At 30.3% G+C, this 24771-nt stretch carries 20 protein-coding genes and 1 pseudogene; 13 read left to right on the forward strand and 8 right to left on the reverse strand.

The features are described from left to right. Nucleotides 1-37: 37 nt before the first annotated feature. Nucleotides 38-1180 carry a hypothetical protein gene (locus T416_RS0100145; protein WP_031488812.1) on the reverse strand — a complete coding sequence of 381 codons (1143 nt, stop codon included), beginning with the start codon at nt 1178-1180 and terminating at the stop codon, nt 38-40. A 176-nt stretch (nt 1181-1356) separates the two neighbouring features. On the opposite strand from T416_RS0100145, the gene pth reads away from it, so the two are divergent. From pth to whiA, 6 genes are read left to right on the forward strand one after another with little or no spacing between them, the layout of a single operon-like run. Continuing rightward, the gene (gene pth / locus T416_RS0100150) at nt 1357-1920 is read left to right on the forward strand and encodes an aminoacyl-tRNA hydrolase (RefSeq protein WP_031488813.1); all 564 of its coding nucleotides are present in this window, start codon (nt 1357-1359) and stop codon (nt 1918-1920) included. After that, complete coding sequence (gene tilS / locus T416_RS0100155) at nt 1889-2845, forward strand: tRNA lysidine(34) synthetase TilS (RefSeq protein WP_031488814.1); 957 nt, start codon at nt 1889-1891, stop codon at nt 2843-2845. The genes pth and tilS overlap by 32 nt, the downstream gene beginning before the upstream one ends. Before the next feature lie 7 nt (nt 2846-2852). After that, nucleotides 2853-3794 (forward strand): HPr(Ser) kinase/phosphatase, encoded by a 942-nt coding sequence (hprK, locus tag T416_RS0100160; protein WP_031488816.1) that lies wholly within the window; start codon nt 2853-2855, stop codon nt 3792-3794. Further along, on the forward strand, nt 3784-4800 hold the full coding sequence (gene lgt / locus T416_RS0100165; protein WP_051675817.1) for a prolipoprotein diacylglyceryl transferase: 1017 nt from the start codon (nt 3784-3786) through the stop codon (nt 4798-4800). Before hprK ends, lgt begins: the two co-directional genes overlap by 11 nt. Then, a complete protein-coding gene (locus T416_RS0100170) occupies nt 4800-5795 on the forward strand; it encodes an NAD(P)/FAD-dependent oxidoreductase (protein ID WP_245600620.1) in 996 nt (331 codons plus the stop codon). The genes lgt and T416_RS0100170 overlap by 1 nt, the downstream gene beginning before the upstream one ends. Next, a complete protein-coding gene (gene whiA, locus T416_RS0100175) occupies nt 5749-6726 on the forward strand; it encodes a DNA-binding protein WhiA (RefSeq protein ID WP_031488819.1) in 978 nt (325 codons plus the stop codon). The genes T416_RS0100170 and whiA overlap by 47 nt, the downstream gene beginning before the upstream one ends. Here whiA and T416_RS0100180 read toward each other — a convergent pair. Next, complete coding sequence (locus tag T416_RS0100180) at nt 6723-8084, reverse strand: hemolysin family protein (protein WP_245600621.1); 1362 nt, start codon at nt 8082-8084, stop codon at nt 6723-6725. The two genes, whiA and T416_RS0100180, sit on opposite strands and share 4 nt — an antisense overlap. Before the next feature lie 147 nt (nt 8085-8231). Here T416_RS0100180 and T416_RS0100185 point away from each other — a divergent pair, with 147 nt between their 5' ends. The 5 genes from T416_RS0100185 (at nt 8232) to T416_RS0100205 (ending at nt 13571) form a co-directional block, all read left to right on the forward strand. Next, nucleotides 8232-10286, forward strand: coding sequence for a Vmc-like lipoprotein signal peptide domain-containing protein (locus tag T416_RS0100185; protein WP_051675818.1), 2055 nt, complete (start codon nt 8232-8234; stop codon nt 10284-10286). Continuing rightward, nucleotides 10286-11350, forward strand: a complete 1065-nt coding sequence (locus T416_RS0100190; RefSeq protein ID WP_031488822.1) for an iron ABC transporter permease — start codon at nt 10286-10288, stop codon at nt 11348-11350. The genes T416_RS0100185 and T416_RS0100190 overlap by 1 nt, the downstream gene beginning before the upstream one ends. 1 nt (nt 11351) lies before the next feature. Further along, nucleotides 11352-12152 (forward strand): ABC transporter ATP-binding protein, encoded by an 801-nt coding sequence (locus tag T416_RS0100195; protein ID WP_084277109.1) that lies wholly within the window; start codon nt 11352-11354, stop codon nt 12150-12152. 72 nt (nt 12153-12224) lie between these two features. Further along, nucleotides 12225-12896: an MPN555 family protein chaperone gene (locus T416_RS0100200; RefSeq protein ID WP_031488824.1), complete on the forward strand. Its 672-nt coding sequence runs from the start codon at nt 12225-12227 to the stop codon at nt 12894-12896. Between the two features lie 9 nt (nt 12897-12905). Continuing rightward, nucleotides 12906-13571: a GntR family transcriptional regulator gene (locus T416_RS0100205; protein WP_051675820.1), complete on the forward strand. Its 666-nt coding sequence runs from the start codon at nt 12906-12908 to the stop codon at nt 13569-13571. Nucleotides 13572-13737: 166 nt separating this feature from the next. Here T416_RS0100205 and T416_RS0100210 read toward each other — a convergent pair whose 3' ends face one another. Continuing rightward, a complete protein-coding gene (locus T416_RS0100210; protein WP_051675821.1) occupies nt 13738-14637 on the reverse strand; it encodes a phosphate acyltransferase in 900 nt (299 codons plus the stop codon). A 71-nt stretch (nt 14638-14708) separates the two neighbouring features. Between T416_RS0100210 and pepF the strand changes: the two genes are divergently transcribed. Beyond that, a complete protein-coding gene (gene pepF, locus T416_RS0100215) occupies nt 14709-16526 on the forward strand; it encodes an oligoendopeptidase F (protein ID WP_051675823.1) in 1818 nt (605 codons plus the stop codon). Between the two features lie 116 nt (nt 16527-16642). On the opposite strand, the gene T416_RS0100220 is transcribed toward pepF, so the two are convergent. The 5 genes and pseudogenes from T416_RS0100220 to T416_RS0100240 all read right to left on the reverse strand — a co-directional run bounded on the left by T416_RS0100220 (nt 16643) and on the right by T416_RS0100240 (nt 22172). Continuing rightward, nucleotides 16643-17776: a FecCD family ABC transporter permease gene (locus tag T416_RS0100220; RefSeq protein WP_031488828.1), complete on the reverse strand. Its 1134-nt coding sequence runs from the start codon at nt 17774-17776 to the stop codon at nt 16643-16645. A 118-nt stretch (nt 17777-17894) separates the two neighbouring features. After that, nucleotides 17895-18869 (reverse strand): annotated as a pseudogene (rpsB, locus tag T416_RS0100225) (30S ribosomal protein S2); the annotation flags it as partial. A gap of 68 nt (nt 18870-18937) precedes the next feature. Continuing rightward, nucleotides 18938-19897, reverse strand: a complete 960-nt coding sequence (locus tag T416_RS0100230; protein WP_031488830.1) for a hypothetical protein — start codon at nt 19895-19897, stop codon at nt 18938-18940. Between the two features lie 2 nt (nt 19898-19899). Continuing rightward, nucleotides 19900-20649: a hypothetical protein gene (locus T416_RS0100235; RefSeq protein ID WP_031488831.1), complete on the reverse strand. Its 750-nt coding sequence runs from the start codon at nt 20647-20649 to the stop codon at nt 19900-19902. A gap of 689 nt (nt 20650-21338) precedes the next feature. Then, nucleotides 21339-22172: a DNA adenine methylase gene (locus T416_RS0100240; protein ID WP_031488832.1), complete on the reverse strand. Its 834-nt coding sequence runs from the start codon at nt 22170-22172 to the stop codon at nt 21339-21341. A gap of 270 nt (nt 22173-22442) precedes the next feature. Between T416_RS0100240 and T416_RS0100245 the strand changes: the two genes are divergently transcribed. Next, complete coding sequence (locus T416_RS0100245) at nt 22443-24770, forward strand: MAG2960 family serine endopeptidase lipoprotein (protein ID WP_031488833.1); 2328 nt, start codon at nt 22443-22445, stop codon at nt 24768-24770. The last annotated feature ends 1 nt before the right edge of the window (nt 24771 follow it).

The following is a 24771-nucleotide window of genomic DNA, read 5'->3' on the forward strand; positions in this document are numbered from 1 at the left end:
TTATATATAAAATGTAGTTTTAGTATAGAACCGACTACTACTCACCAGCAATTAAACTAATGATTTGTTGAAATGTCGAATCCTTTTCATCGAAAATTTTAATCGGTCGATTCTTTCCGTTTTGAATTCTAAAAGTAAGAATATCATTAGTAAAAAGTTTAATGCAGTGAGAAAGAAAATTAGGATTAATTATAAATTTAATCGAATCACAAAATATCGTATTTTCAAGCTCAACGGTTTCTGTTAATGACCCAACTTCCATCGTATCAAAAGATAAAGTCGCAATGTTATTTTTTATTTCAACCACCATTTTCGGTTTATTTTCTTGTTCAACATAAACCTTTCCCCGTTCAAGAGCATCAAAAAGGAATCTACGGTTAATTTTTACATCTGTATATGTTTCAGTATCATTAAAGATGGAAATCGCATCAGGAAATTCCCCTTTAATTGTTTTAAGTATAAAAACAATGTTATCGTAGCAACAGAAAAGGTCATTGTTTTGCATATAAAACTTAATTGGTAAGTTTTCCTTTGGAAAAATCTTAAGTAAATCATTAATTAACTTAATGTTCTGTGAAAGCAAAATAATCTTACAATCTTTGCCTGAATAAGGATAAACAACACTCGATGCTTTTCATCGGTCGGTTGCGACTAGAAAAACCTTATCCTTTTCTCGTGTACTATCAATAAGAACACCGGATATTACTTGCAATTTTTCAGTCAAAGAAGTAGTGAGACAATTTGGGACAACCTGATTAATAATTTTATTTAACATCTCATAGCTAATATCTACTTCATTATTAGTCATCACATTAAAACTACTGATCGGCATTCGATCAAAATCAATTACATTGATATTAGTTTCAAACTTTTTAGTTTTAATAAACAGAATTTGATTATCAATTAATTTAAATAAAATATTAGGCTCATTAAGTCGAGAAATTAGGTTAGTTAATAATTTAGCATTAACAAGAACCTTACCTTCGGTTGTACATTCAATTTCATCAGTTACTTCAACCTTAACACTGTTAATGTTACTTTGGGCTTGAAAATAAATCATATTATTAACAACTTCAATTGATACACACGAAGCAATAAGATTGCTTCCTGCATTAGCTGTAACAAGATTTATTATCTTCATAACCTTATCTATTTTCTTAATACTAATTAAAAATTCCATGTGACATCCAATTTAACTTAAATTTAATTTATTTAAATAATAATAAATATTATCTGTAGATATGTAGAAAACTTTACTAAAAGAAAAAACTACCATTTTATTTTCCTCCTTATTTATATATTTGATAAAAAATAAGTTTTTAGGAAAAAATAAGATAAATAGTTAAAATTTATGTTATGGAAAAATATTTAATTGTAGGTCTTGGGAACCCGGGTTCAAATTACTCAAAAACAAAGCACAATGTTGGTTTCATGGTTATTGATGAACTTTTAGAAGCACTTAATCTTAAGCTAACTGAAACAAAGTTTAATGGTGCTTTTACAAAAACTTTTTTGAAGGATAAAATTGTTTATATTGCGAAGCCGATGACCTTTATGAATCTTTCAGGTGAGTTTGTTTCAGCTTTTATTAGGTACTTTGATATCAATACAAAAAATATTATTGTTGTTTACGATGACATCGACACAGTTTTTGGTTCGTTTAAACTTAGATATAAAGGTTCATCCGGTGGACAAAATGGCATGAAAAATATTATTAATCTCATAGGAACTGATGAAATTAAACGTGTTCGTGTTGGAATTGGAAGAAATAAAAATATGGAACTTTCTTCGTATGTTCTTTCTTCGTTTTCAATTCAAGAACGACTAGATTTGATTCCTATTATTAAAGAAATTTCAAAAGCATTGATAGATGCGGTTGGTGAAGATTTTGACAAAGTTATGAATAAATATAATCGATAAACTAAAAGGTAAAAAGTATGTTGCTGGAGTTTCAGGAGGACCTGATTCAATGGCAATGCTTGATATGTATAAAAAGAAAATTAAAGTAGTTTGTCATATTGACTATGGAAAACGTGAATCAAGTAAGAGAGATAAGGAAATCGTTATTAATTTTTGTCAAAAAAACAACATCATCTGTGAAGTTTTAACTGTCACTGATGAAATTTATAATCTTTATGACGATGTTAATAACTTTCAGAAGAAAGCAAGAATGATCAGATATGATTTTTTTAAGCAAATTGCCGACAAATACAACCTTAACCACTTAATGCTTGCTCACCATTTAGATGATCATCTTGAAACTGCTTATATGTTGCAGTCAAAAGAAAGTAAAGCTCTTTTTTATGGTATTAAAAAGAAAACCATTATTAATAATCTAAATGTTTATCGTCCTCTCATTGATTTAAGAAAAACCACTTTAATTCGTTATTGTAATGAACACCACATTTCTTATGGGTTTGATGAAACAAACGACTCTACTATTTATGAACGAAATGCTGTAAGAAAAATGATGGCTGATTGATCAGAAGAAAGAATTTTCCAATTCATTAAAAAAATAAATGAATATAATAAGCAAAATCGTTGACTTGATGTTAATGTTCAACTAGGTTGAACGGAGTTTATGAACAAAGATTTTGATTTCGATTATTTTTTTATTCAAACCGATTCTATCCAATATTATTTAATGTTTTATCTTTTAAATCATTGAAAAATTAAAAATGTATCAGAAGATAAAATTAACGGTATTCTTAATTTTTTATCAAAAAAAAATCAAGCAACTCGGAAATACCGAGTTCAAGATAATACCTTTATCACAGTTAATGAAAATAAAAAAATTGCTCTTTATATAAAAGATAATGAAGAGAAAGAATTGATAATTGATTAGGTTGGATATGGAATTAAAAAATAAACTCTATGTAAGTCAAGTTATTAATAAATTTAACCTTGATGTAGTTGCTAATGAAGAATATATTGACCGGGAAATTTTATCAACTGGTATTTCAAGACTAGGGTTTGAACTATCAGGTGAAATTCTTTTTACCGAAATTTGGTCTATTGTTTACTTTGGATCAAAAGAAAGTAATTATTTTGATAAGTTTTCAGTAACCATCATTCAGGAAAAATTAAATCGAATTTTTAAACTGAATCCCCCTTTAATTATTTATGGTAAAAATTTTAAGCATAGCGATATGCTGCTTAAAATTGGTAAGAAATATAAGATTCCTATCGTTAAAGTTGACTTTAGTTATTATGAATTGAACTTTACTATTAACTCCTATATTTCTCAAAGATTATCACCAAAAAGCCTCTTCCACGGAACTCTTTTAAATATCTTTGGATTAGGTGTGATGTTGATTGGTGAAAGCGGTGTTGGTAAATCCGAACTTGCAATTGAACTTGTCAAAAAAGGTAATATTTTTGTAGCTGATGATGCAATTGTCATTAACCGTATTGCTAACAATATTTATGGAACTGCTGAAGAAAGCACAAAAGGCTTTATTGAAGTTCGTGGTCTTGGTATTATTAACTTTCCGCGTGCATTTGGAATTGAGCGAATGATTGAAAGCACAAGGATAGAATTAATTATTGAATTAGTTAAACCAGTAAAAGAGGAACGAATTCAATTTGAACGATTCGGAAAAGAAATTTTAAAAAAATCCTTTTGTGGTGTAGAATTGGTACACTATACTATCCCGGTAATTGAAGGAAGAAGTATTGCAGACATTATTGAAACAGCAATTACTGACTATAAACTGAAAGCGAGTGGTTATAATAGTGCAGATATGTTTATTGAACAAATAAAAAGAAAGGTTGAAAGCGATAATGACAAATAATGCAACTATTTTAACAAATGTAGCTGCATCTGGATCATTAGATAATTACATTGTTGATGGACGTGTAGCATTTAATTTAGGTGCTAACTTCCCTGTTTATTGATATGGAATTATCTTTATGATGGGTTTTGGAATTGCGGTACTGACATATTGTTTACGACTTAAATTCCATTACAAGGTAAGTTACGAACCAGGTTTCTATTATATGTTTGTATGTATTCCGGTGAGTATTTTATGTGCTCGACTCTGGAGTCTAGCAATAGGGGATGCGACGGATTTTTTAAACTTTAGACAAGGTGGTCTTGCTATTCAAGGTGGAGTCATTGGTGGAGTTATTTCTGCTCTTATTTTCTTCCCTTTAATTTTAAAAAAACCTACATTCCATGTGCGGGATGTAGATGCCGATGGTAATGTTGTTATCCGTCAACCTAGTATGTGAATTTATTGCGATGCCATTCTTCCGACAATCCTTCTAGGTCAAGCTCTTGGACGTTGAGGAAACTTTGTTAATGGTGAAATTTTTGGTGCAGAATCTACCCCCGAAGCTCTCGAATGACTAAAAAATGCGATGCCTAAAGTATTCGAAGGTATGAAACACTTTATTAATCAGGAAAGAACCCTTTTTGTCATTTATCAACCACTTTTTCTTTACGAATCATTTGGCAATATTATGGTGTTCACCTTAATTTATTTCGGACTTTCTTACATTAAGCAAATAAGAATCGGAGTAGTTGGTGCTTCTTATTTTATCGGTTATGGAATTATTCGATTTAGTACCGAATCTGCCCGTGCTTCACAATTCACCTTTACTGGTACTTATGTTATTAATTCACTTCTTTTAATTGGTGGTTTAATTGCTGTTTTAATTATTCAATTCCTCCTTCCGCGTTATCGTCATAAATGAATAGTTGATTCTCTATTTTCATTTATGCTACCTAAGAAATGAAAACATAAATTTACCGATAATAAAAAACCAGAAGAAATGTTTTACTATTGTCATAAATAATGATGCAAAATAAAAAATATAACTTATATGATGTTGCAATAATTGGTTGTGGTCCCGCAGGCATGACCGCTGCTATTTATTCTAAAAGAGCGAATTTAAAAACAATTATTTTCGAAAAAGACACACCTGGGGGTAAAGTGGTTACCACTTCAGTGGTTGAAAACTATCCTGGATTTAAATCAATTGAGGGACCTAATCTTGCTTTTAGTATGTACGAACAAGTTACTAACCTTGATATCGAAATTATCTACCAAAATGTAACTAATATTGAGTTTGATAAAAATAGCAAAATTTACACAATTACAAGTATGGTGAATGATAATTTTAACACCGGTATTATGGAGTCATTCACTACGAAGGCGAAAGCGGTAATTCTAGCGACAGGAACGACTAATCGAAGATTGAATATCCCTGGTGAAACTGAATTTGAAGGTAAGGGTATTTCTTATTGTGCTATATGCGATGGAGCTTTATATAAGAACGAGATCGTAAGTGTTATTGGCTCTGGAAACTCTGCTGTTGAAGAAGCAATTTTTCTAGCTGGTATTTGTAAGAAGGTTTTTTTAATTTCTAATAAGGAACAATTGAAAGCCGATGAATTGATCGTTAACCAGTTGAAAAAAAATAAAAACATTACTGTTTTAATGAATAAGGATACCATTGAATTTTTAGGTGATAGTAATGGCCTTACAGATATTAAGTTAAAAGATAAAAGCACTAGTAAAATAGAGTTGATAAAGGTCAAGGCTAATTTTACTTTCATTGGTCTCCTTCCTTCTATTTTTAAAAATGACCTAATTGACCAACTTAAAGACCAACAAGGTTTTATAAATACAAATGAAAATATGGAGACCGTTTCCAAAGGTCTTTATGCAGCCGGTGATATTAGACACAAAAATATTAGACAAATTTCGACAGCAATAAACGATGGAACAATAGCAGCACTTTATGTCAAAGAATACATTGATCGAAACGATTGAGGAAACGGAAAGTAATATTACTTTTAGTGAATTTGTAAAACACGATGTGTGTACAAACAAATTCTACAATGTGAAAGATTACAAATGAATTTTGTATTCCTTCTTTAAGAACAATTTAACCGTAAAACTCGGTACAGAACAAGAGTGGATAATAAAATCACAAAACGGCCAAATTATTGATTTTATCCTTAATGCTATTGAAACATTAAACAATGTTAATATTGATTTTATTATCGAAGAACAAAATGATATCTTAAAGAAGGAAAAGATAAATTTTAAGTTAATTCTAAAAAAAGAAATCGACAATCTTCAAAAGTCAATTAAACTTTATGAAGGAATTGATGAGAGCTATCTTGCGAATGAGAGAGTAGCCTCTTGCTTTCTTATTGGTGCTTTTCTTTCTGGCGGTTCAATTAGTCATCCGAATGAGCAATATCACCTTGAAATAAGATGTGATTCGCATAACTATGCTGACCTTACTAAAATTGCTCTTACCCGCTTTGGTATTGAGTTTCGTGTTCTAAATCGTCATCAAAAAGAAATTATTTATGTAAAAAAAGCTGACTCAATAAAAGACTTTCTTGTAGCGATTAAAGCAAATGATTCGGTTTTTGAATTTCTTGATATTTACACTACCAAAGATTTCATAATACAAAATCAAAGAGTTAATAATCTTGACATTTCAAACATCAATAAATCAGCACGTAGTGGTGTTCTTATTTCAAATATGATCAAGCACATTATGTCGCACCAAGAAGTTTTTGACACCTTAAATGAAAATCAAAAAAAGTATTGTGAAATAAGATTGATACATAACGAGGCATCTCTTAATGAGATAGCACAATTAATGGAAGAAAAATACGAAATAAAAATAACAAAAAGTGGTCTTAACCACTTTAATACGAAAATAAAACAACTTTATCAGTCACTAGTTAATAGGGACTAATTTTCTTTTACTTTCTTTTCAATTAAGAAGGTAAATTTTTTACCTTTAATATCTTTAAAAACCTCAATTCACATTAGGTCGTGGTCTATTAATTGTCGATCCCTAAAGGGTCGATTTTTATTTAATGAAGATACAAATTGTCTAATACTTAAGTCCTTATCTACTTTAAAATCTTTATCAATGTAGGTGCTTAAAAACAACTTAGCATTAACATTAGTTTTCACCTTTCATGTATGCTCGTTAATATGTTGAATATCATTAATGGAATCGTTATCTAAATCAGTCTCATCATATACTTGACCTGTTAGTTCCTCGGTAATGTTTTCAAGAGTGATAATTCCGCTGATGTTTTTTTCAAACATATTATCAACGACGATAGCAAGGTGACATTGTTGTATCTGCATTTGTCTTAGTCCATCAAAAAGTGTGTCCTCACCTTTTACATAAAATGGTGGAAGTAGGATATCCTTAATGATTCCAGTTTCGTTATTTGTTATGTATGGTAGAACCTTTTTTACATGTGCCACCCCAACTAGTTCGCCGTCGTCATCAATTGCTACTAGACGAGAAAAACCAGTTTTTAAAAAAAACGGAATACTATCACGAATGGAAGTTCTTACATTTATCTTTGCTACCTTATCTCAGCTTACCATTTTTTGTTGGATTTTAATGGTATCGAAGGTAATTGCTTTACTAATAATTAAAGCTTCTTGACTATCCAGGGTTCCTTCATGGTTAATGACATCAACTAACGATTTTAATTCTTCAATGGTAGCCTTTAAAGTCTTTTCTTTTCTATTAAAAATTTTATTTAGAATTCAAGTGAAGGGTCAAAAAAGATAGTAGAAAATATAAAGGAGTCATCCTGAAAAAATAATGAATTTTATTGGTGATTTAAGACCGATGTTTTTAGGTAAATATTCAGCAAAAACAAGGATTAAAAAAGTCATTACTCCCGTTGCTATCCCAGTACCAATTGATTCAGCTTGTCCTGATGATGTAAAGGTCTTAATTATCCCTGAAAAAAACAAACCGGCAAGTGCACTACTCGCTATATTAGCTAAGGTATTTAAAATTAGCACGGTCGCGATTGTCCGTGACATATTGGTTAATAAAAAATAAACAACTTTAACTAACTTTTTTGACTTGATTTTCGTTGATTCAGTTTTTCATTTTACTTTATTCATTGATGTAAAAGCAGTTTCAGCACCAGAGAAAATTGCTGATAACAATATTAATAGTAAAGTAACACAACCGATTGCGATGAAAACACCAGTTGAGAAAAATTCTTCTTGATGGTGGTTTAACGGTTCAATCTCTTTGACAGGCACTTCATCCATTTGCTGAAATTCTTTCATTACACCAATGAGTAAATATTTTTTGTTGTAAATGTACTAATTATTCTTAGCATTGTACTCTATTTTAGTACTCTATAAGTAAAATTTAGATAGTTATTGTTTATTATTATAATAAAACAACATATTAAAGAAGAAATTAGTTTATTTATGAAACTTAAAAATAACAAAAGAAAAATTTTAATCTTCTCTTTATTATCATTGACTCTAGGTGCAACTGTAACTAGTGTTGCTGTTGCTTGCAATAATGAAAACCGTAAAGGTTCTGATTCAGGACATACGCTTGGTCATTCTAAAATTAGATATAAAATAATGCCTACTTACTCTTCACAGGCTGATAATTTAATAGCACTTGGAATTACACCTGACTATTATCCTCATCAACTTTATTGAAAAGGTAATAAACCTTTTCCTTATCTTGATGCAACTTCAAATTCTCAAATTTTTCAACGATCAATATATAAGAAACCAGACTTTCGAAAAAAACTTGGTGATAAACTAACTTCATTATTTGATAAAGTACAAACTTACGATTCAACTTGATGAAGTTTTAGTGGTAATGAATTTGGTGAAAACCTGAATGAAGAATTTTGAGATAAGCACAAAGGGGGTCTTGTTTTCTACGACCGATATCTCCTTGACAACTCTCACTTTATTCCTAATAAAGACCGAAAACTAACACCGGAAAATGGTCCGATTGCAGATGGTTCTACTGTTGTTTCTGTTGACTTTAAATTAAGTCGAGACTTGTATCTTTCATTAAGTAAACATGAAATTGAAAACCTTGAGAATGCAAATGCTAACGATAATTTAACAACTGAATTAAGAAAGAGTTTACAGTACCTTGATGATGACACAAAGAGTCTTCACCCCCTTCATAATTATGGATACTTTGCTCAAAAGTTAAATAAAGAGTTCCTTCATGGTGAAACATTTGATGGAATTAATTTTGCTAATTCAAATTTTGCAAAGCGAGTACTTGATAGCAATGACATTCCACTTTTCTATGCTGAAAAAAATTGAAACACTAAATCTAGTTTAAACAACAAAATTTGATACATTCTTAAACAACTAATTCTTAGTGATGAAATTAAAAAAGGTGGTCTTGACCATTTGAATTATCATCCTTCAAACTTAATTGTTCCCAATGGGGTTGTTCAAAAATTAAGTCATTCTACACTGCATCACCACCCTATCTTCGAACAAAACCTTAGACGTGATGGTGGTACTCAACTTTACTTAGGTAGCATGCGTGACTTTAGTCTTTATTTGTATGAAATTGCTTATAACACCACAAAGTATTCTCATACAGAAAAAGCAGCAGAAGCTTTTAAAAGCGAACCAGAACGTCTTCAAAAAATGAAGGATGCATTAAAGAATGCTAACGAAATAGTTGGTAATTACATTGATCGTCTTAAGAATATGCGTGACCTATTTAAATTAATTGGTTATGTTGATAAGAATTATGATCCAGATACAAAGAATTTTGATAACACAAATTCAAAAACTCTTTCATTATTAACTCTTTCGACTACTGATGGTTCATCAACTGTACAAAGTCAATCTAAGTATGGTTTCCTTTACTATGATTTAGGTTTTAAAGCACCAGCTCCTAAATTAAAAAGTAACGATCCAGAAGCTCTTCTTGAAAAAATCAAAGGAGATATTGAACTTTGTCATACTCACCCCGACGGAAGTCTTCACTGTCCCGAAGGTTATGATGCAAAATTACTTGAAAAGATTACGGGAAGTATCTTTAATATGGATGATAACGGTTGATGATGAAACCTTGGAGAAAAAGAGTTAAAGAGTGAAAACTTTAACTATTTCTCAGGATCAACAGATCTTATGATTCAAGTTGACTATAGCAAAGCTGGTAAAGAATTCTCAAGTATTAATAACACAATTGTTAAGAGCTTATTAAAAAAGGATACTAATCACGAAATTTTAAGAGATAACTTCGAAATTTGAAATGATGGTGTAAAGAATCCGATTGGAATTAATCAGGCACTTGACTCAGTCTTAAAACTAGTTTTAAACCACTTTGAGTCAGTTAAAACTAAATTCTTTGATGATCAAACAAAGAACCTTAATGGTACTGAAAAAGAAGCATTTAAGAAAAAACTTGAAGATCAAATTGAAGCTGCTAAATCTAAAGCAATTAGCTGAGGAAGCTATTGAGATAGATTTGTTGAAAGTAACTAATGTTGTTGAACAATAAAAATCTTAATAAAAGTAAGATAACCTTTTTTGATAATTTTAAAGACAAAAGATACACAACCTGAAATGCATTAAAAATGCTTTTGTTAATCGGGATATGTATCCTTTTTGTATTTCTAACTCTTTCTATTTATTACGATACACACATCGGACTAGAAGCTGATATTGTCAGCAGTATTCATCGTAGATGGCCAAAAATGATGATGGCTTTCTTTTCTGGTGGTGCAATCGCTGTCGCTGGTGTTTTGTTGCAGAAGGTAACCAGAAATTATCTTTCTGATGTGTCAATTTTAGGTATTGGTTCATTAAATATTATTTTAATGACCTTTTACTTAATTTCTGTTTCTGGAAGAATTAAAGACACATCAAGCATCGAAATGCGTGTGTTACCCATCATAATGTTTCTTTCAAGTGTGTTTGGGACAGGAATTATTTACACACTTTCCCGTCTGGGTAAGGCAAATACTGAAAAATTTATTGTAGTTGGTATTGCTCTTAACTTTCTTTTTGAGGCTATATCAGTCGTTGTTGTTAATCCAAGCAATTATGAACTTAAAAATAAGAGCATTACCCTCGCTCTTGGTTTTATCCAAAACTATACTCTTGGAATTATTCCTAATTCGAAACAAATAGATATTCCGACCCTTGTGGTCTGCAGTACACTGATAGCTTTAACGTTAGTTCCAATTTGATTCCTTCGCAAAAAAATTGATCTATACGAAACCTCAGAAGACATTGCTAGAACAACAGGGATTAATACCGAAAAACTTAGAATTGCTGTTTATTCATTAGTTGCTATTCTTGCTGGTCTTGAAATTGTTCTTGTTGGTTATGTTGCACTTTTAGGAGTTATTGGTGGTGCTGTTGCCCGCAAATTATTTGGTAATAAAACAAGCTTAATGATGTTTGGTGCTTTCTTTATTGGTGCAGCTGTTGTTCTTATTGCTCTTTTTATTTCAAATAATTTAAATACCCAAATTCCAGTCGGTTTCCTAGCAACTACTATCATTGTTCCTTACTTTATGTACTTGATTATTAAAGGTAAATAATATGAATACTGCTATTAAAATTAAAAATCTTTCATATAAGTATGCTCGTAATTTACCTAATGCTATTGATGAGATAAATCTAAATTTTTTTGAGAATAAATTTACGACTGTTTTAGGACCTAATGGTTGTGGTAAATCAACTCTTGCAAAGTCAATTGTAAAACTTTTAAAATCCGCTCCAGGAGCGATAAAAGTGTTTGATCAGGACATTAGCAAACTATCGAATAAAAAGTTAGCACAAATTATTTCCTACATCCCTCAAACAATTGAAATCCCACAAGGTGTGAGAGTTATTGATTTTATTACTTATGGTCGTAACCCGTATCTAGGAATTACGGGTATTCTTTCAAAGAATGATAAGGATATTATTAACAAAACTATTAAGGATATGGGTATAGAATCCTTAGCTCATAAATTTATGCAAGATCTTTCTGGTGGTCAAAGACAAAAGGTTATTCTTGCTCTTTGTCTTGTTCAGGATACACCGATTATTATTCTTGACGAACCGACTACTTATCTTGATGTTAAGAACCAATATGAATTATTAGAATCTTTGAAACATTTGCAACTGTATAAAAACAAAACAATAATTGCTATTCTTCATGATTTAAACCAAGCAATTCAGTATAGCGATTACATTTATGTTCTTAAAGATGGTCATGTCAAAGCAACAGGGTTCCCTGATGATGTAATTACTAAAGAACTATTAAAAGATGTTTATGATATTGATGCTTGTTTAATAGATACGCTTTGTCCTAAACTTGTTCATAATATTAAAGTTAAGCATTATATTAAATCTTAAAAGTCTAATTGTAAAGTTGTATATAATAGTATTAATGATTAATTCATTGATTAATAACATAAGGAATTTAAAATGGATTTTAAAAGTAAGATAACTAATAAAAAGGATATTGATTGATCATATACAATCGTCCTTGAGGAACTTCGTGTTGATCCAACCGCTCTTGAAAATCATAAGCAAAGAATTGAAAAAATTTTTGCTAAGGAATCGGATGAAGAAAAGGCTCAACAACTTCACAATATCGTAGTTCGTGATAACCTTTTTTCTGCTGCAATGGATAAACTTGCTGAATTTTATGAATTTGAATTTGTAGATGAAGATATCAAAAATTTAATTCCTCGAATCATTTCAGCTTTTGGCGAATATAAAAACAATATTGCCCCTGAAATTGCTAAAAAAATTATTCAAAAAACTTTAATTTTTAAAGATCTTCAAGATACTTTTAATATTGAAATTAAAGATGAAGAACTTGAAAAAATATTATCAAGTTATTACGAAGAAACGAACCAACCAATTCGTGATTTTAAAGAAAATAAAGCTCAATGAGAAGCGGCACGTCTTACTCTTCTTGAAGAAAAAACTACCGCTTTCATCATTGATAAGTTTAATCGTGATTTGAGTATTCTTGAAAAAAATATTCGTGAAAAACTTGCTAAGCAAATGGAACTTGAAAAACAAATCGAATCAATGACTAAAAAAGAAAACGAAGAATCTAAAGATAAAGAAGAAACTAAGAAAAATTAGTTTGATGGTATGACCAATAAAGCATATATTCTACGTTATGTCTTATTGAAAATTGCTGTAGAAGAATTTAAAATTAAGGATATTATTCCTAGTGAACACAAATTAGCTGATAAATTTAGTATTGGTCGAATTACAGTTCACAATGCATATGAAATTCTAAAGGTTCTTGGAATTATTTCCCCGATTCAAGGTTCTGGTTTTTATGTCACAAAAACGATTGATGAATACATCAATCCTATTTTTGCTCGTCTTTATCATTTTACTGATCGCATTCGTTACGAACAATTTGCTATTAATTATTTAATTGAAGACCGCAGATTTTCACATGCTCTACGGGTTTCCCTTTATGACAAACAAAAAAATTTGATGGGAATGTCATATTTTTTTCTTAATCGCTTTATTGAGAGCGACCGACTATCTGATGTACACATCAATATGGCTAAAATTTTGCTCGATTGTGGGATTGATGATTTCTTTAATGTTGAAACGACAATTTCTTTTCAAAACCGAGAAATTTACGGAAATATGCTCCCTCTAGGACAAATTAAAGAAGATGTTCCCGTCGTTGTCATTAAACTTTATAACACTGAAAACAAACTACAAGCTATTATTGTTACACATTTAACGAAAAAATATCTTCTTATTGAAGAACATAAAAAATTTAATAATATTTAAAAATCCAAGGGGTGGAAAACCAATACTTGGAGCTCGAATGAAAACCCAGATGCGTTGCACTTGAGTTTTCATTCGAGCTATTTTTTTGTTTTGAGAATTGCAAAAAGAAAGAGACAATGAATATTAATTAAGCAAGATTTAACTAATATGGAATAAGCGAACAAAACTACTTTTTATTTTCATTTTGATATCTTTTTAAGTAATCTAATACTAGACAATAAATGGTTAGAATTAATTCTTCAACAGTTGCTGAACGTGAGACCATTCCTATGCTTTTATTTAGATAATTAATGAACGTTCCAACAGCTTGATAATCAAGTTGTTTATTCATCAATTTATAAACAGTGTTAGCTGTTTCGATGTTTTGAAAAATAATATGATTAAATTCGTAGTTAATAACCTTTTGTAACTTCTTTTTTCTTACATTAAGGTCAACAATTGCATCATACTGCAGGTATCCAAGAAGGTTATAATCATTATATTTTTCATCAATGATGATATCAGAAACATAAGAAGCACAAACAACATGGTTTTCTTTTATATTAAATATATTTTTTGCAATACCAACACTCGCTCTAGCGATGTCATAAATATCATCTTTTTCAACTTTAAGATTAAGAGCAACATCTGATAAAAAGATAATTTTTTGCTGTTTAATCAAAGCCATTGTAGCACTACAACGTAGTCCTGGAGCGGGTTTTATGATTCGTAAGATTTTAGTAAAGCATTCTTTACTGCTTGTTTCTTTACCTACCACAAAGACATCAACATAATTTAAATTAGTTAGAAGAACAGCAAATGTGAGATTATCATTAGTAACAATTTTCTTTGCGTCTTCAAAACTAATACCATCTTTGTCTTTTCTCATCTCATAGTATAGCTGACAGCACTCATTTATAATTTTTTCTGTCCGAAAAAAATCAAGTTGGACAAGAGAAAGATAAGGATCTTTTTTGATAACCTCTTTAACTTTTTTTATTTCATCAGAATCTTCAATTAATAAGACCCTAATGAAAATACTTCCAAGATGTGTGATTTCTGCTTTAATTCTATTTAACAAATCCATAATATATATTACTTAGTAATCCAATTTACTTTATTATAAAATTATAAATATTAATGAAGAAAGTAATAGTTATGAAAGATCAATACAATTGAGACCTTGATGATTTACTGAAAGGTAAAACACTCGAGGATTTATTTAAAGAATGAGAGTCAATGAAAGATGAGTATCTAAAAAGATATCAGACCTTCCTTGATAATGTTGATAACTTTTATGAATGACAACTTTTTAACGAAAAGTTCACCATTGTCTCTAATCGACTTTACAACTATATCTCAAATAATTACAACATGGATGTTGCAGATCCTTACTTTAATGCGATGCAACAAAAATTGAGTGCATTGAGTTATGATTTACAAACAAAAACAAGCGATTACAAAAACAAGATTATTGAAAATGCTTCACTTGTAAGCAAGTATCTTGAAGATGTACGAGTTAAACCGTACAAGATGGTTTATGATGAAATTCTTCGTTATCAACCACACACACTTGATAAAGAAAAAGAGAAACTTTATACGATGTTAACTCGTCAAAATAGTGGTTTCTCTGAAATCTTCGGTACTTTTACTGATGCGAATATGAAATTTGCTGATGCTGTCGATAGTAAAGGAAAGAAGCATAAAATTGAAAACGAAGCAAAAGCATTTGTTTATTTGAAAGATAAAGACCGTGAATTAAGAAAATCAGCTTACCTTTCAATGTATGGTGCATATTACGATAATAAAGATGCGATTGCTAAGATGCTTTATTACAATTATCTTTATTTAAATCAAGAAGCGATGGCTAAGAATTACGAAGACTATATTGCACGGACTTGTTTTGATGACCATGTTTCAAAAGGATTTATTGAACATGTTTATGAACAGGTTAAGAAATATAAGTTTAGCTATGAGCGTTATCAAAAGATTAGAAAGGCATTTTTAAAGAAACTTCTCAATGTAACAAAAATTGAACCTTGAGATGCTAATGTTCCTTTGATTAATAAGAAAATTGAATATACTATCGAACAAGCAAAAGACCTTGCTCTCAAGAGTTTATCGGTACTTGGTGAAGAATATGTCAAGAATGTTAAACGAGCTTTTGATGAACACTGAGTTTCTTGGTTACCAAAGAAGAATAAACGTGGTGGTGCTTATTCTATCGGCGGTACAAAGGGAATTGACAAGATTTATGTTTTAATGAATTTTGATAACTCAATTCGAAGTGTTCAAACGATTGTTCATGAAATTGGTCATAGTATGCATTCCCTTTATTCAAATAAGAATCAACCAATTTACAATGATTATGAAATCTTTTATGCTGAAATCGCTTCTGTATCAAACGAAGTTTATTTTAACTATTATATGCTTAAAGAATACCAAAACGATTTAGCAATGAAGGTTATGATTCTTGATGAAATGATTAGCAGTTTCTTTGCTACTACAACTCGACAAGTTGAGTTTAGTAATTTCGAATGAATTGCTAACGAACTTATTAATAATGGAAAACCATTTAATGCTGAAGTTGTAATGAAAACATATGAGCAACTTAATTATGAATATACTAATACTAAACCAAGAGACAAGTTTCATTCCATTTATTCGTTAAAACTTGTTACTCCGCTTAGAATTCCACACTTCTATGCTGGTATTTTCTATGTTTATAAATATGCAATTGGTCAAGTGTGCGGGACTATTTCTGGTCAACGGATTTACGAAAATAAACCAAATGCTCGTGAAAATGTTTTTAACTTTCTTTCATCTGGTGGAAGTCGTGAACCACTTGAAACAATTAAATTATTAGACATTGATTTAAGTAAAAATGAACCTTGAGAAGAAGCCCACCAAATCCTTGATTCTTGAATTGATGACTTTGAAAAATCAATTAAGTTATTAAATAAAAAAAGTAAATAAGAATTAAAGAATTTGAAGTTAATATAAGAACAAATTGATACTTAATATCTTATTAAGAAAACGATACGATTATTAATGTTTTATTTAAAAAATATCAGGAATCTTCCTGATATTTTTTAACGTTTTTCTCAATGGATTCAACCGACATAAGCTAATACAGGTGCCCCAATAATCGTCATTCAGATTGAAGAATTAATGTAAGTAGTTTCACGGAAGAGTACGACACCAACAGATGTAATAATCGCTCCTAGAGCGGCTGAAAGTGGCATAACTAAACGGTAATCACGAATACTAAATACTTTTCGTATGATGTGCGGAGCAAAGAGACCAACAAATGCTACATTCCCGACAAGTAGAATAGCTGGTGGAATTAAAAACATTGTCGCAATAATTGATACTACCTTAATTGTAATGACATTAGTTCCTAGATTTTTTGCCTTGTCATCACCGACTTCTATGATGGTTAATTTGTGAGAAATAATAATACTAGTTATAACCCCGATAGCAATTAAAATTGTGGATATTCAAAGAATTCTAAAGAAATCAGTATACTCATATGCCTTAATGATATTTTCAGCACCGCCGAAAACAAAAAGAAGATTAATCTTCGCACTATATCCATCTTCTACTCTAATGTAATAAGTAATTGTATTAAAAAAAACACCAATCGCAAGGCCAGCAAGAGTCATTTTGATATATCCAACTTTATTTCTTCCACCAAAAACTAATGCGAATAGCATTACGGCAGAAATAATCCCTCCGATAAAAGCGAAACCATAAAGTTGTGCTTCGGTGATTAAACCACGACTGAAAGCAAGAACTACCATAAAAACAGAAGCATGAACAATTCCGAGTGTTGATGCATCGGCCAACGGGTTTCTTGTTAATGATTGAGTAATACACCCAGCAAAAGCTAGTGCAATTCCTGAAAGAATAGAAGCAGTACTTACATAAACAGTTTGTTGTAAATTGATATATTCCTTTTTAAGTTGAAGAAACTGGCTAGTAAAAATTAGTTTTAGGGATTCCTCTATGCTAAAAAAAGCTAATTTTGATGTTGCTTCATCAAAGTACTCAGCATAAGAAATGTTTCATATCCAAACAAGGAATATAACTACTAGTAACAAAAAAAAGCTTGCTCAGACAACAACGTTTTTCTTTAGTTGAGACATCTTGTTAGGCATCTTTTTTTTGTCAAAGACGATGTTTCGGTAGTTAAAAAATTTTTTAGTAGAAGCAATAGATTCCATTAAGATAATTTTTCTTCATGATACATAGGTATTAAATATAATAAAAAAAGCACAAATTCGTGCTCCTTTTTATTAAAAACAAATGTAATTAAATTTATTTGGTTGGTTTTTGTCCACGTTTATGATTTAAATACTTTGGATTAATCATCTTTCGGTCTTGGTTTGCTTGTTTTCACATTGCTGATTTTGTTTCAGGTAAGATAATTTCGCTATCATCTTTACCAACAACTTTTGTCGGTTCGTTTCGAAGTTCAGCAATAGCATCAATAAGGACGCCAAGAATTAAAGTAGTTGATCTAATTGAGTTATTGTTAACAGGGATAATGTAGTCGATAAGTGACGGGTCTGCATTTGTATTAGCAAGAGAAACAACAGGGATGTTTAGCTTTCTAGCTTCTTTAATTGCATTTATATCATTAACCGGATCAACAAGAATAATGACATCTGGTCTTTGTTTTAAATTTTTAATACCACCATAAAACTTTTCTAGTTTAGCAGTATCTTTTTGAATTTGTAGTTGTTCTTTTTTTGAATACTTATTAATGTCTTCTGATTCAAGAAGAGCAAGATTACTATTAAATTTCTTTAAGCTCTTTGTAATGTTTTGGAAGTTAGTTAACGTACCACCAAGTCATCTTTGAGTTACATAAGGAGCCTGAATTCTAGTTGCTTCTGCCTTAATTAGTTCTTTAACTGGTCGACCACGAGTCCCAACTAATAAAACAGTCCCACCATTTTGTGCAACTTCTTGTATGAATTTGTAAGCACGGTCAAGGAATAAAATAGTTTTGACAATGTCAATAACATGGTTATTTGAACGCTTAGCATGGATATATGAAGCCATTTTTGGATTTCATTTTTTAGGATTTAATCCGATGTGAGCACCAGACTCAGTAAGCTTTTGAATTGATACAAGTGTTTTTAAGTTTTTAATTGCTGAATTTGCGTTGACTTTTAACTGAATGGCGTCAGCAGGTGTAGCAGGACGAGAGTCTTGCTTCGCATTGGCAGTTACGACTACTTCACCGGAAGATTGTAGCTCTTCCTTTTTTTCCTCAGTAACCGATTCAACAGAGTTAGTCAAATTTTCCATTTAGGAATGCACCTTTCTTTTTTTGTTTGTTTATTAATAAATTAATAACTTCTAATTATAGCACATTACTAGATTTTAAAACCACTAATACTCGTGATGTAGGTATAACTTGCTTTACGATTTCCCTCACCGCGACTAATTTTAACTTCAAAATCAAGCTTAGTAAGATCCGATACATTCTCCTTAATATTTGTAATTTCGAAAGTATAGCCACTTTTTGATGGAATAATAAAGTTCTCGCGATTCTTCTTTGCTTCACTTCCAGAAAGTTGAAGTACTTCTGGATACTTAACTCTTACACTAAGATGATTATTGACATCGGCCACAAGTTTCTTATTCTTTTCCTCTGCCTCCTTATCTGTAAGGAAACCAGGAGCTATTCGTTCGTAGACTAATTTTTCAATCGCTTCACCCACACCTTTTGACATCTCAATCGTAAACTGCACTTCTTTATCATTTAGTTTTTTAAGTGAAATTAGTCGATAATTTACATCTTCTTCTAACTTTTTAAAAGCAAAATTTTCAATTTTGGAAGCAACCACAAAATCAATATTAAATTCATTAACACTTACACCAGAAAGAAGTGGGAGAACTTTGAAAGGACTTGATGCATCTTTCTTTTGTAATTCAAGGAATTCACGGTTTTTTCGTTTTGCAATGGCGATTTCCTTTTTTAAAAAACCACTTAAGATGGAAGAGTAAGTAGTTTCTTTGTCATCAAATGTTACCCGAACGATGACTTCAATTAAGTCTGGGTCATTCGGTACTAATCTTGCACCGATAAAGAAATATTGAACACCATTCTCGTTTTTTGGTAAAAGAATTTTATCTTCAATGTCCTTTAAAAATTCACTTGCTTCTGTCTTTGCTACCAAATTAACTTGAGTATCACGAAAACCAACCGGAAGGTGGTATTTTTTTAAATCTTGATAATGAAGAGTGCACGAAGCAACAATAGGAACGATAGTTAATGATGTCAATAAAACACCAGATGTAATAACTAATTTTTTCTTAATTTTATACTTCATAATTACCCCTCAATTACATACATTACTTTTTTAAATGCCATAGTTTTCCCCTCACCTTTGGTTACTCCAAGTGTTACGATAATTTGATTGCCATCTTCATCTATCGGTTCATTCTTATTGATATCAAGGATAACAATTTTAATCCCCTGAAATTTTGGATCATCTTTATGTTTGTATGAAGATTCGTTAAAGGTAACCGTAAATGCCATTTCGCTTTTTGTTTTAAGAATCGAGAGAGGTTTATTTTTAAACGGTTCATTAATTTTCACTTCAAGCATTTTTAATTTTTTTTCCTCACTGTATTGAATCGCCTCGTTTAAAAATGCTTGATTTTCTTTTCTTTTATTACGGTTGTTTTTTTCTTCCTCCGTAATAAAATTACGGAAAGAACTTACATACTCATAAGGATAACCGTTATTAAAAGTGACGACCATTGTGAGTTCAAGCACTTCGTTATTAACTTTCTTTACATCCTTGATGTGATAAACAATTTTATGTTTATCACTTTCTATTTTATTTGTAATAATAACTGCTCTATTTTGTTCAAGAGGTTTAGAATATTCAACTAAAGCATCATCAATCGTTATGTTTTCACTTTTGTATTCTTCCTTAATAACGACATTTGGATGTAACTTTTCAAACTCTTCTTTAACAAATTTCGGTTTTTCCTTACAACTGGCTGTGATTAATATACCAGTTGCGGATGCCGTAACTACTGAAAAAATGCCAATAAATAATTTTTTATTTGTCATAATCTATATATTCCAAAAGTCATACACAACTTATTAGTAAAAAAATGTTATTTAAATTTTACTAAATTTTCATTTTAAAAAAGTAAGGCTCTTAATTGTGATTAAGTGGGTGCGATTTAAAAATAAGATTCGGGTCAGATTTCTTTATTGCTTATTATCTTAATTTATCTGAAATTATGTCCCTATACTCATTAATATATATGCATCATATATTCAATTACAGTTTGTGAATATTTAACAATTGTTAAAGATTTGATATTAAGATTTTACTTTTGATTAAACATTTTAAAGTCAATGTATCATTTTTGAATTTTCAGCAGAAATAGATGAATAGGCATTTTTCGTAATTGAAAATGTTTAGATTTTCCGACCTTTTTACTTATGTTATATATTCTGTTGAGTGTGCAGAAACCTACAAGATAAATTAGTTGGTGGGTTTATTTTTTATCAAATAATGTGTTTTAAAACACTTTTACATTCTAATATCCACTTAAATATTAAAAGCGTAAATTTCTTTATTAGAATTGTTTTTGTTCGATTATCCTTTATCTACCCAAACTATTTTTCCACTAGAAGAAAATAAACCACTTTTCGATAAAAAAGTATGATGGATTTGCAAAATTCATCTCTATACCTTCATCATTTAGGGTTGGTAAATTTTAAAACAGTCTTCATTAAATACTTTTATCTTATCAATACTGATAGTTTGTAATAATAACCTCTTCGCCTACCCTATTATTACCATTACTATTTATATTTCTTTTAACATCAACCACTTCTATTTTATATTCAGAATATAAATCTCTAATTAACTCGGTATTATGGTTTGTTAGCATTAATAAACATCCTTTTTTATCCAATCTCTTAAAAACTTCCGATAGTCTAATATGATTTTCTATATCAAAACCGTCTTTAGTATATGCCTCAAATGATGTTGGATTTAAAGGAGCATAAGGACTATCAAAAAAAATAAAATCTCCTTTTTTAGCATTCTCTAAACTATCTTCAAAATCTAAATTTGTAATATTAACGTTTTTCAAATACTCACTTATCCCGAGTATGTTTTTTTTATTGTAAGAATCACATTTAAGCTTGTTGTTAAAAGGAACATTAAATAATCCTTTTGAATTAACTCTAAACAATCCATTAAAACATCTTTTATTTAAGAAAATAAATAAACTTGCCATTTCCACATCATATTCTTTAGATAGTATCTTATTGTTAAATTTGTCTCTTATACTAAAGTATGTTTCTTTTGTACATTCCATTTTGTCCAAATAATTTAATAAATTAATTAATTGATTTGGATTTGTTTTTATTACATTGTAAGCATTTATCAATACAGAGTTAATATCATTGATGTGTGCTTTTTCTGGTTTTAAATAAAAAAGAATTGCACCTCCACCGACAAAAGGCTCATAATAGTTTTCTATTTGCTTTGGTAGTCGTATTTCAATTTCATTAATTAATTGTCTTTTACCACCCACTCACTTTACGAAAGGTGTTAAATTACTATTAACCATTTTATTATCTTCCTTAGTAATCCGTTTATATTTCTACTATATCTTCAACATTAAAATTTAAAGCTAAGCAAATCTCTCTATTGATTTAAGGTTTACATAATTACCTTTATTAATTATTACAACTATATTGCTTGTTATACCGCTTGCTCTTTATAAATCTTCTTTATTTATCTCTTTTTCAACTAATAAGTTCCATAAAGGTTTTTTAATTATAAAATAATATTTAATTATTAATTAAATAGTTAAAACAACTAAAAGGTAGTGGTCGTCTTGTATTTTAAGAAAAAAATTTTAAATCTCTTTTTAGGAGTTGGTGCACTATCAATTGTTGTGCCTACCATTGCGGCCTGTAGTCATCTTTATCGCAATTGCTGTCGACCAAGTAATCGAGTTGTATCAGTTCAGTTAAGAGCAATTAACTATGCTCCAGAAATAACTTCTAAAATCCGTCCGTCAAAGGTTACAGAAGAGATTTTGCAGCAGTATTTTGAGTATGTCGTAACTGATGTAAAAACTACTAACGGTACTTTCCCTGTCCTTGGGAAAAATGTAAAAAGTGTTCTTCAAAACACCGCTATTATCAATCTACGTAATGATAGTTTTATGGTAAGATCGATTAAAGCAGACGATATAAACGGAACCTTATCAGCAGAACTTTTCTTCCCTAAAAAGAAAATTCTTGGTTCTGTTGAAATTAAATATGATTTTCAATCTTATTATGATGACGATATTGAAAAAGCGGCAAGTAGTCAACCGACACCTGCTATTTATTCCTTAGATGAAATAATTGAAAAGACCAAAAATAATCCACAAGATTTTTTAATTAATAATCAGTACTATCAAAGAAGATTTCAAATAGCAAAAGATCGATTCAAAAGTAAAAAACCATTAACTAGTACAGAAAGCATTCACTATATTAAAAGAGTTGGATATAGTGAATTTGGTGATACGACAGAAGAACGACAAAACAATTACTTGAAGGTCAGAAACGATAGCGAGAATACGTATCAAATTGACATTTTTAATAAGACCTATCAAGGTGATGAAGTCTTAGAGAATCAACTTGATGACGAGATAACAGGTAAACAAATCTTTTTTAACAAAGATGTAATCGAAACCTTAATTAGACAAAATCCGTATGGTCGTCTTCCAACTTCGCTTGTTCAATTATTATCAAATTTAAAAGAGAGTGATTATCACTCTTTACTCTCTGTTCGTGGAGAGAATCAAGGTGAAGAAAATTCAATTCTTAAACAATTAACGATCGATAAAATGCTTTTTAGATTATCTGACCGTTTTGGTGAAATTGAAATTATTTTTACCGGGCAAATACAAACTAATGGTAAAGATTTTATCTTCTCAATAAAGCTTGATCCAACTAATTCTTCGTTACTTAAAAACGAAGATTATTATAGATACATTTATGATCGTTCAATTAGTCTATCTTACATTAGCACACAAGACGGTGAAGAAGCTTCTGTTCGCTCTGGGACAGGATGAATCGTTGATCGTATCGTTAACAACAATCTCGCTGATGATGAAGCGGAGTTCTTAGTTGCGACTAACAATCATGTTTTAAATTTTAGTTCGTTTTCAAGCGAACTTATCGGTAAAGGGGAAACAAAAGAAGATAAGAAAACACTTCCTTGAAGATGATTTACTAAAGAAGAATATTCTCGTTATTTAAATAAGAAAAAACCAGTACTTTCTGAAAAAGAATATCACGATAAGGACAAATATCGTTACCTTCTTTGAAACACCGTTCCCTTAAAACCTAATCGTTCTGATACTGATGACATCCTTGGTGCAATCAGCTTTGCTAATGCTTCAAAGGTGGTTAACATTACTAATGAAAATTATGGTAATCGAACTTGATTCCTTCCTAAATTAAGTGGAAAGGGTGTTTTTCAAAACGATAATGTTTATAAACAAATCAAATCAGCCGGTAAGAGTGATATCTCAAATGGTACCTTGGATTTGATTATTTCAAAAATGGTTTTAAAGAAGAAAGACATCAAAGAAAAATTACCTTCTCTTTTTAGTGTGCTTGACACCAAAAATGAAGCACAATGATACACAGGACTTGGCAATTCTCAAAAATACTTACCTATGGTTCAAAATTTCCGCGGAGGTTATAATTCTAATAAAAATTTTGATTTTGGTTCTCTTGTTGCTTGAAAATCATCAAAAGGCTTTGGTTCTCTAGTTAAAGGTTTTGACCGTAATGTTGATGAATTTAATGCTCTCCCTTACTACTCTATTAAGAAGGATAACCAATCGCGAATTCGTGGTGAAGATATGCCAATAACCAATTATTTTTATAATATTGGTTCGAGATTAATTACATCACAGGAAATTGGAATGCTTTATCCTGGTTCATCTGGTTCCTTAGTTATTGATGCTAATTTTAATCCTATCGGAATTCACTATGCTGCTCTTTATTCAACAGAGTATAAAGCATCTTATGACACACAAATTGCTAATCTTTTTGTTGCACAATCAGATGACTTAACAGGTGACACGGATATTCGCCAATCAGTTATTAATAAATTAATCCACGATAACTTATATACTTATAAGTTGAGGCCGATTAAGTAAA

The organism is Ureaplasma canigenitalium ATCC 51252 (assembly GCF_000712165.1).
In the GTDB taxonomy this organism is placed as follows: domain Bacteria; phylum Bacillota_I; class Bacilli_A; order Mycoplasmatales; family Mycoplasmoidaceae; genus Ureaplasma; species Ureaplasma canigenitalium.